The sequence below is a fragment of the Flavobacterium sp. genome (assembly GCF_044368625.1).
Lineage (GTDB): Bacteria > Bacteroidota > Bacteroidia > Flavobacteriales > Flavobacteriaceae > Flavobacterium.
The window spans coordinates 1-9834 of sequence record NZ_JBIPPD010000122.1 but is presented as its reverse complement, the minus strand read 5'-3'; the positions used below and the strand labels follow the sequence as shown (position 1 = coordinate 9834).

Below are 9834 nucleotides of genomic sequence, written 5' to 3'. Positions count from 1 at the left end.
AACTCAGGTAAAATGTACTCTAGGTACCCGCCTCCATGTAACGTAGAAGTACTGGCTATAATTAAATTTTTCATATATGTAAAAGTGATTTTTTAGCGGTCATATAGGGTATCGCTTTTATTTATTGGTGTTTATCTCACAATTTTATAGTTTTCATCGGTGTTCGATGATAATTCAATTGCATACGCAAACGTGTCGTTAATGGCGATTTCATACATTAAATTTGAATCAAAGGTAAATATCTTACGTGTCATTTTTGAAACGAATTATTTTTAATTAACAAATTTTTACAATCCTATTGGGACTTAATTTGGAATTCTTACCGATATATTTACAATATATTGCAAACTTGTAAATGGGTCTATTTGAGAACAAAAATTACTTTACCTTTTCTAATGTTTTTTTTATCCACTTTGTCAACTGCTCAATCAAGAAAGCAGATGAACGGTCGGATAATTGTTCCTGATGCGAGTTCAGCAGATGTTTTAATTCTTAATTTAAATACGGAACAAGAAGTAAAAAGCAATGCGGACGGTTCGTTTACATTATTGGCTCAACCGGAAGACGTGATTGATTTTGCTTCTCCCAACTTGGAATATGTACGTAAAATAGTTTCAAATTCCGATTTTATTCAAAGTGAGTTTAGGGTCTACATGAAGGCCAAACGCATTGTTTTGGACGAAGTCGAAATTGTAAACAAAAAATCATACAGTGCTGTTGATATGGGAATTTTAACGAAACCTGCTAAAAGTTACACTCCAGCTGAAAGGCGATTGAAAACAGCGGGCGATTTTAAACCCATTCATCTATTAGGTTTGTTAGGCGGTACACTACCCGTCGATCTAATTATTAATGCGATTAATGGAAAGACAAAACGATTGAAAAAAGAACTGGTTTTAGAGCGAAATCAAAAGCGTTTGCTTCGATTTCAGTCGCTATTTCCAGAAGAAGAGTTGGTTGCTAATCTAAAAATAGTAGGCGATGATTTAATGGAATTTACCTACTATGTCTTGGACGCGGACGATTTTAAAAAAATGATGGATGCTGGCGATCGCAATAAAATGTTGTTTTATTTGATTCAAAAGTACAGCGAGTTCAAAAACCAAAAATCAATAAATGAAAAGCAGTAGTATCATCGTTTTACTTTTTGTACAAAGCATTGTTTTTGCACAGAAAAGTGCCCTTATTAAAGGAATCATTCGGGTGGCAGATGCCAAACCGAGCGGCGTTCATGTTATCAATTTGAGTACCGAGCAAGAGGTAGTTTCCGATGAAAATGGTGTTTTTAATTTGGAAGTTCGTGCGGACGATTTACTGGTTTTTAGCGCAAATCATTTGGATTATATGCGAAAAATTGTGGAAGTTGAAGACATCAAAAATGCAGTTATTTATGTAGAAATGACTTCTAAATTAACAATGTTAGACGAAGTAGAAATTATCAACCACAGCCGAATCAATGCCGTGTCATTAGGAATTTTATCCAAACCGGCTAAAAAATATACAGTCGCCGAACGCCGATTGTATGGTGCTACAAGTTCTCCTTTGGACGGATTGCTTAACGCGATTTCGGGACGAACGTCTATGTTGAAAGACGGTGTAGAGATTGAAAAAAAACAGTTTGGTCTTGAAAAGTTGGACGGACTTTTTGATGAAACATTTTATGTCGAAACGCTCAAAATTCCAAAAGAAGAAATTGTTGGTTTTCATTATTTTATTGTCGAAGATTTTAAATTTATGGAGGCATTAAAGGGTGACAATTCTTTTCTAATAACTTTTTTTATGATTAAATTAGCGTCTGACTATAAAGCCATTCGAGATGCGAAGTAAATTATTAATGTTGCTGCTTTTGCTTTTTTTTGTACCTGCTTTTTCGCAGAAACAGAAACTTATTCAAGGTAAAATTGCAGTCAAAAATTCAAAACTAAACGGTATTCGGGTAGTGAATTTGGTCAATGAAAAAGAAACGTTTACCGATGCAGAAGGACGTTTCGAAATCCTTGCAAAACCGGAAGATTTATTGGTTTTTTCTGCTGAATTTTTAGATTACATGCGAAAAATTGTAGAAGAATCGGATTACAACAACGGAACAATTTCCATTGAAATGACCGCTAAAATAGAACAACTTGATGTGGTAGAAATCAGCAACTATTCCAAAATTAATGCGGTAGATTTAGGAATTTTGGCCCGATCGGCAAAACAATATACTCCTGCCGAAAGACGACTCCAAACTGCTACTGGACTTTATCCATCCTTATATGCAGGAACAATGGCCGGCGGATCCATTGGCCTTGATCCTTTGATGAATTGGATTTCTGGACGAACAGCAATGCTTAAAAGAGCCCTAAAAGCAGAAGAAAAACAAATTTTGTTAGAAAAATTGGATTATTATTACACGGAAGATTTTTTTACTGAAAAATTAGAAATTGAATCCTTATATTTGGGTAGTTTCAAAAATTATGCAATTTACGATGCTGTTTTGATCGAAGCCATTAAAAGTAAGAATAAAGCACGAATGGACTTTAATTTATTCCGGTTGTCAACAGAGTTCAAAGATTTAAACAATAAGGACGTTACTTTTGAAAAATAATTATTAGGAAAAGAACAAAAACCTACCAAACGATGACAAATAAATTACTATTTTTTCTGTTACTAATAGGCACCACTTTGACCGCTCAAAAATTGCCAAGAGAAATCTTAATAGGTCAATTAATTTCTGAAGCGATGTCGGTTGATGATATTTTAGTTACTAATAAAACCGCAAATACAGCTGCCGTTTCTAACGAAGATGGAACGTTTCAAATTCTAGCTCGTGTCAAAGATACATTAGTGTTTTCAGGATTCAATTTTCCACGTCAAGTGCTTGTTTTAAAAGAATCCGACTTGAAATTTAAGGTATTGAAAATAAAACTTGAAAGCCAAGTTGCTACCTTGGATGAAGTGGTAATCAATCCTAATGCATTGAGTGGTGACCTTAAAAAAGACAGTGATAACATTAAAATTACTCAATTAACAGCAAATGTTGATAATTTAGCAACTATTGACCAGTTGTACACGAACGATGAGAAATCGACGCCCGACAATAAACTAATGCCGGGATATCTGGACGATACCTATATGATGGACTTTGCAAAAATTGGTCGAAAGTTAGTGCGATCTTTTAGAAAAAGTGAAGCGGAAAAGTTGAGAAATAAAGATGTTTCTAGATTTTCAGTGGTAGTAAAAAACAGATTTTCGGACGATTTTTTCAGAAATACGTTGAAAATTGAGCAATCAGAACAAGTTTATTTTTTAAGTTTCTGCGAAAGTGATCCCAAATCAAAAGAACTCATCAATCAAGCAAACGACTTTGAATTAATTCGATTTTTAGAGCAAAAAAAACAAGAGTTTAGGAATTTAAAAAAAGAATAGTATTTTTGAAGCATGAGTAAAAAACACATATTGCTGTCAGGTATTTTACTAATCACGGTATTGAGTTCGTTTCATTTTCACAAATTTTATGTTTCCATTTATCAAGTTGATATCGCACCAGAAAAAAGAAGAATCGAAATTACAGCTCGAATTTTTATCGACGATTTAAATTTGGCCTTGGAATACGAATTTAAAACCAAAACGAATATTGGCGAAAAATCGGAAACTGCTGAAGATTTAGTTTTACTTGAAAAATACATGATCAAACACCTCCGCGTTGCAATCGACGGAAATGACAAAAAAATTATTTTTCACAATAAAGAAATCGAAAATAATGTGGTTATCCTTTACTTGAAAATCAACGACGTGAAAAAAATTCAAACACTCAAAATTTTCAATAATGCATTGTTGGAATTGTATTCCGATCAGCAAAACATCATACAAACCCATTTTTACAACAAAAAACGAAATTACATTTTCACCGGAGACTATTTTGTTGAAAACATTCGTATGAAGTAAAATTTAAAATTATTTGCTTACTTTTAAAACTTTTTAAAAATAGTTCCACATGAAGTTATACCGTATTTCTAGTATTTATTTGTTGTTAACGGCTTCGATTGTCTGTGCACAAACAGTTCCTGAAAAACAACAAGGAAAGTTAGATACCAATAAATTTCGTCAAATGTACGATTTGATGGCCACTCCCAATATGTATCGCACGGCTTCTGGAGCACCCGGTCCTGAATATTACCAACAACAAGCTGATTATAAAATGGACATCGTCTTGGATGACAAATTAGCCCGTTTGTCTGGAGTACAAACCATCACCTACCACAACAATGCAAAAGAATCGCTTGAATATTTATGGTTGCAGTTGGATCAAAATTCAAGTAATAAAAATTCAGTTACCAAGAAAAAAGGCAGTTCCTATATGGATGATGCCATTAGTGTGAATGGATTTTCTAAAAAATATTTGGAACAACCTGCGGATCGAGGATTCAACATCATGTCGGTTACGGACGAGAAAGGAAAAGCACTTTCGTACACCATTAACGAAACCATGATGCGAATTAACTTAGTAGAACCTTTAAAGCACGGTTCGAAAATGGTCTTTACGATAAAATGGTGGTTCAATATCAATAATTATATGGTCGAAGGAGGCCGATCCGGTTATGAACATTTCGAAAAAGACGGCAATAATTTGTATGTTTTAGCGCAGTTTTTTCCAAGAATGGCGGTTTACAATGACGTAGAAGGTTGGCAAAACATGCAGTTTTGGGGAAGTGGCGAATTTGCACTGACTTTCGGAAATTATGATGTTAATGTTACCGTTCCTGCCGATCACATTATGAATGCTACGGGCGTTTTGCAAAATAAAGAACAAGTTTTTACTGCCGAACAACTTAAACGTTTGGCTCTTGCCGAAAAAAGTTTTGATAATCCGGTAATAATTGTCACGCAAGAGGAAGCAGAAAAAGCAGAGAAAGGATTTTCAAACCAAACCAAAACGTGGCGATGGAAAGCTGAGAATGTGCGGGATTTTGGAATCTCTACTTCTCGAAAATTTATATATGATGCTATGGCAGTCAAATTGGGCAATCGAACGGTTATGGCCGAATCACTTTATCCAAAAGAAGGTAACCCTTTATGGGAACAATATTCGACTCGGGCGGTAGCACATACATTAAAAAGTTATTCAAGCTATACATTTGATTATCCGTATCCAAAAGCGGTATCGGTAAATGCCGAAGATCAAGGTATGGAATACCCCATGATTTGCTGGAATTTTGGACGTCCCGGACCAGACGGTAAAACTCCCGATCAAACAAAATATGGTATGATAAGCGTTATCATTCATGAAGTAGGACACAATTATTTTCCTATGATTGTCAATTCGGACGAAAGACAATGGACTTGGATGGACGAGGGTTTGAATACTTTTTTACAATATTTGGCAGAACGTACTTTTGAGAAAAATTACCCCAGCCGACGGGGTCCCGCACGATTGATTGTTCCTTATATGAAAGGAGATCAAAGGGGTTTGGAACCCATTATGACCAATTCAGAAAGTATTATACAGTTTGGAAACAATGCCTATGGAAAACCAGCAACGGCTTTAAATATTTTGCGTGAAACCGTTATGGGACCTGAATTGTTTGACTATGCATTTAAAACGTATGCTAACAGATGGAAGTTCAAGCACCCGACTCCGGAGGATTTTTTCCGAACAATGGAAGATGCATCTGCGGTTGATTTGGATTGGTTTTGGAGAGGTTGGTTTTATTCTACGGATTATAATGATATCGGTATCAAAGAGGTAAAACAATTTACCGTTACAGACAAATTGCCCGAAGGCACTAAAGTGGAGCAACCCTCAAGAAGACGTCGATTTAATCTAACGGGGCCAATGGTTTATGCTACCGAATTAGAAGGTGCTGATCGAACAAAATCAGCAAATGTGAAAGAAATAAAGCCTTTAAAAGAATATTTAGAAGCTAATTTTACAAAAAAAGAAATTGAAGCACTCAACAATCCAAATTACTTTTACCAAGTTACTTTTGACAAACCCGGAGGTTTAGTGATGCCATTACTTGTAGATTTAATTTTGGCTGATGGAACTGTCGAAAAACACCGTTTTCCCGCTCAAGTTTGGCAAATGAACGACGCTCAAGTTACACGTACCTTTGCAACTTCAAAACAAATTATAAAAATAATTGTGGATGCCGATTTGGAAACCGCCGACATTGATGTAACCAATAATACGTGGCCTAAAGAGCAAACCCCCTCCAAATTTGACTGATAAAAAAAGTGTTAATTCGCAATTTGTAGTTAAGTTCCTTTGTAACTTTGCATCGTAAATAAAAAATTATGTTTGGAATAGGAGGTTCGGAAATATTTGTCATAATATTGATAGCTATTATGCTTTTTGGTGCCGATAAAGTACCAGAAATTGCACGAACGCTGGCCAAAGGAATTACTCAGTTAAAAAATGCAACCGACGAAATCAAAAACGAAATAACCAAGAGTGCCGAAGAAAACGGTTTTGATAAAAAAAGTTTAACGAGCGGTTTTGATACCGAATTTCAAGGTTTGAAAGAACATGTGGACGGTTTAAAGGAAGATTTTACAGCAAATTCTTCCCTCGATGTAAAAAGTATTACGACAGATATTGATTCCGAAATTTTAAAAGCCAAGGAAAATTTGGACGATTTGACGGGGCCTATTAAAAGACAACGCTAGATTATGGTTGAATTTCTCTTAAATTTAGACCGGGATGTTTTAATTTTTCTTAACAATTTAGGAAACGAAACTTGGGATGCATTTTGGTTATTTGTAACTAAACAGTTCAATTGGATCCCGATATTTTTAATCATTCTCTATTTAGTGTTCAAGCATTACGGCTGGCGTCATTCGTTATTGATTTTGGGAATGATTGCGTTACTCCTATTGATCACCGATCAAACAACCAATCACTTGTTTAAATACCGTTTCGAACGCCTTCGTCCAGGAAGTGACCCTACTTTAAATGGACTTATACGAGCGGTTCACACCAGTCATACATTTAGTTTTATATCCGGACATGCCTCCAATTCTATGGCTGCAGCTTTTTTTCTATTTGCCGTTTTAAAAACACGAGTAAAGTATATCGAAATCATGTTTCTCTGGCCTTTAGTTTTCGCTTATAGCCGAATTTATTTGGGTTTACATTATCCTGCCGATATTTTGGCCGGCTATTTATGGGGAATCTTGATGGCTCTTCTCGTACTACAGGTTTACAAGCGAGTTCGGGATCATTACTTTCCGAATCGAGAACATTTAGATGCCACTTTATAAAACGCGACTTACCGTTAATCCGTCTCTAATAGGTAATAAAACAGTCTCAATTCTAGGGTCTTGTTGTAATTTTTTATTGTATTCTACTAGAATGTTAGTGCTGATGTCTTTTGGGTCGGGAGTTTCTAGCACTTTTCCACTCCACAAAACATTGTCGGACAATATAATTCCTCCAGCATTCATTTTTGGCAAAATTAATTCGAAATAATTCAAATAATTTTCTTTATCCGCGTCAATAAAAACCAAATCGTATTTTTTTTCTAACGTTGGTACAATTTCAATAGCATCACCAATATGCCGATTAATCTGCTGTTTCCACGCCGATAAATCAAAATATTTTTGTTGTATCCACGCCAGTTCTTCATTAATATCAATGGTGTCAATTGTGCCATTATCCTGCATTCCTTCGCACAAACAAAGCGTTGCATAACCCGTGTAAGTGCCAATTTCTAAAATGTGTAACGGACGAATTAATTTAGAAAGCATACTTAAAACCCGGCCTTGAAAATGGCCACTCAACATACGTGGTTGCAACACTTTTTGATGGGTTTCGCGGTTTAAAGCAACTAAAAGTGCTGGCTCGTTTTGAGAGTGCGTTGCCACATAGTTTTCCAAATCTTCTGATATAAAATGCATCGTTATTTTTCTGCAAAGATAAAGAATCAAAATTTTAAAATTTGAAGGCTAATTTTTATATTTTTACAACAAAATTTAAAAATTTTATGAAATGAAATTCAAAATAGCACTTTTCCTAATGTTTTTTTCACTTTTAGGAGCAAAATCACAAGTCAGCAATTTGGGTCAACCAGTAAGTTGGAGCTTAGATTCTAAGCCAAAGCTAACTCCCATCGTACTTCCTGAAATTGATTTGGAAAAATTGACCCAAGAAGATGCCATTAACGACCAACGTAAGGATTTACCGTGGCGTTTTGGTCAAGAAATTGTGGTGGATTATAATCTTACTAATTCAGGATCTTGGACCACACTTGAAAACGGCGATCGCATTTGGCGCATTCGCTTTCAATCCAAAGGTGCAAAAACGATGAATTTTATTTTCAGTGATTTCTACATGCCTGAAGGAGCGACTTTGTATTTGTACAACAATTCCAGAACCGATTTGTTAGGTGCTTACGATTCAAAACAAAATAATGAACAACGTGTTTTAGGAACGTGGCTGGTAAGTGGAGCAGATATTTACTTGGAATATTATGAGCCTAAAAGTCAAATCAATAAAGGAAAATTAGAGCTTTTTAAAGTTGTCCACGGTTACCGAACTTCAGATGAGAATTTAAAAGGAGTTGACGACGGTTTGAATGCCGCTGGAAAATGTAACTACGATGTGGATTGTGTAATGGGAAGTATTGACACTTTGAAAGACATCAATAAAAAATCGGTTGGATTAATGATAACCAATAACAATAGTTTTTGCACGGGTGCTTTAATCAACAATACGAGTAACAACGGTACGCCCTATTTTTTAACCGCAAACCATTGTTATTCCAATCCAGCAACGTGGTCTTTTCGTTTCAAATGGATCAGTCCAAATCCTGTTTGTGCTCAAAATTTGCCAAGCACAAATACCACAACCTATTTAACAATTAGTGGTGCAACTTTGAAAGCCAGACGTGCAGCATCTGATTTTTGCTTGGTACAAATAAACAACCCAATTCCATCAACCTGGGAGCTAACTTGGGCAGGCTGGGACAGAAGCACCACTGCACCTCCGTCGGTTTTCGGCATTCATCATCCCACAGGAGCCATTATGAAAGTATGTCTCGATAATGGAGCGCCAACTTCTTTTAATGACGATGGAAATTATTGGCGGGTAGATGATTGGACTCAAGGAGTAACTGAGGGCGGTTCGTCGGGGTCGCCACTTTTTAATAATCAAGGTCGGATAATTGGTCAATTGTGGAGAGGTTCAGCAGCCTGTACCGGAATTACGGATAACGGAGGTTCCGATGATTATGGAAGATTGGATGTTTCGTGGAATACAGGTACAACAGCAGCAACACGTTTAAAGGATTGGCTTGATCCATCCAATACGAACGCAATGACTACAGATGTGTATCCTACAGCACAGGTTTTTGCAATAAATGCAAAGGTAGATATCAACGGAATCAATACACCTCTATGCGGAAATCAAATTAATCCAATTATTAAAATCACCAATAGCGGAACCAATACATTAACATCGGCAACTTTGAAATACAATTTGAATTCAAATCCACAAACAACATTCAATTGGACGGGGAGCTTGTCGCAAGGACAAAGTACAGATGTCGCGATTGGAACGTTAACAGTTGCTAATGGTGTCAATGTTTTTAATGCAGTTATTGAAAGTCCTAATGGTGTTGCCGATCAGTCTAATAATGATAATTCAAGTTCGAAAACATTCACTACCGTAAGCTCGTTTCAAACTACCCAAGTTGTTTTTCAATTAAATACCGATAATTATGGTGAAGATACAAGTTGGTCTATTAAAAATGCGAACAATCTTGTAATTGCTTCAGGAAGTAACTATGCCGATAACATGACATTCAATCAAACCATTAGTTTACCTGCTGATGGTTGCTACACATTCGAGATTAA

11 protein-coding genes are annotated in these 9834 nt (G+C 35.9%); 9 read left to right on the top strand and 2 right to left on the bottom strand.

What is annotated here, in order from left to right:
• Positions 1-131 precede the first annotated feature (131 nt).
• The gene (locus ACIQ2X_RS10130) at positions 132-254 is read right to left on the bottom strand and encodes a hypothetical protein (RefSeq protein WP_396178814.1); all 123 of its coding nucleotides are present in this window, start codon (positions 252-254) and stop codon (positions 132-134) included.
• Positions 255-365: 111 nt separating this feature from the next.
• Here ACIQ2X_RS10130 and ACIQ2X_RS10125 point away from each other — a divergent pair, with 111 nt between their 5' ends.
• From ACIQ2X_RS10125 to ACIQ2X_RS10090, 8 genes are all read left to right on the top strand, one after another.
• Positions 366-1130: a hypothetical protein gene (locus ACIQ2X_RS10125; RefSeq protein WP_396178813.1), complete on the top strand. Its 765-nt coding sequence runs from the start codon at positions 366-368 to the stop codon at positions 1128-1130.
• Complete coding sequence (locus tag ACIQ2X_RS10120) at positions 1117-1827, top strand: hypothetical protein (RefSeq protein ID WP_396178812.1); 711 nt, start codon at positions 1117-1119, stop codon at positions 1825-1827. The genes ACIQ2X_RS10125 and ACIQ2X_RS10120 overlap by 14 nt, the downstream gene beginning before the upstream one ends.
• Positions 1817-2587 carry a hypothetical protein gene (locus tag ACIQ2X_RS10115; RefSeq protein WP_396178811.1) on the top strand — a complete coding sequence of 257 codons (771 nt, stop codon included), beginning with the start codon at positions 1817-1819 and terminating at the stop codon, positions 2585-2587. Before ACIQ2X_RS10120 ends, ACIQ2X_RS10115 begins: the two co-directional genes overlap by 11 nt.
• A 32-nt stretch (positions 2588-2619) precedes the next feature.
• A complete protein-coding gene (locus ACIQ2X_RS10110; RefSeq protein ID WP_396178810.1) occupies positions 2620-3408 on the top strand; it encodes a hypothetical protein in 789 nt (262 codons plus the stop codon).
• 12 nt (positions 3409-3420) lie between these two features.
• A complete protein-coding gene (locus ACIQ2X_RS10105; protein ID WP_396178809.1) occupies positions 3421-3927 on the top strand; it encodes a DUF6702 family protein in 507 nt (168 codons plus the stop codon).
• A gap of 49 nt (positions 3928-3976) precedes the next feature.
• Positions 3977-6208: a M1 family metallopeptidase gene (locus ACIQ2X_RS10100; protein WP_396178808.1), complete on the top strand. Its 2232-nt coding sequence runs from the start codon at positions 3977-3979 to the stop codon at positions 6206-6208.
• 68 nt (positions 6209-6276) lie between these two features.
• On the top strand, positions 6277-6648 hold the full coding sequence (locus ACIQ2X_RS10095; RefSeq protein ID WP_396178807.1) for a twin-arginine translocase TatA/TatE family subunit: 372 nt from the start codon (positions 6277-6279) through the stop codon (positions 6646-6648).
• A gap of 3 nt (positions 6649-6651) precedes the next feature.
• Positions 6652-7242 (top strand): phosphatase PAP2 family protein, encoded by a 591-nt coding sequence (locus ACIQ2X_RS10090; RefSeq protein ID WP_396178806.1) that lies wholly within the window; start codon positions 6652-6654, stop codon positions 7240-7242.
• Here the strand turns inward: ACIQ2X_RS10090 and ACIQ2X_RS10085 are convergent.
• On the bottom strand, positions 7237-7878 hold the full coding sequence (locus tag ACIQ2X_RS10085; RefSeq protein WP_396178805.1) for an O-methyltransferase: 642 nt from the start codon (positions 7876-7878) through the stop codon (positions 7237-7239). The two genes, ACIQ2X_RS10090 and ACIQ2X_RS10085, sit on opposite strands and share 6 nt — an antisense overlap.
• Positions 7879-7969: 91 nt before the next feature.
• On the opposite strand from ACIQ2X_RS10085, the gene ACIQ2X_RS10080 reads away from it, so the two are divergent.
• The coding region (locus tag ACIQ2X_RS10080) for a trypsin-like peptidase domain-containing protein (protein ID WP_396178804.1) at positions 7970-9834 on the top strand (1865 nt) is incomplete at its 3' end.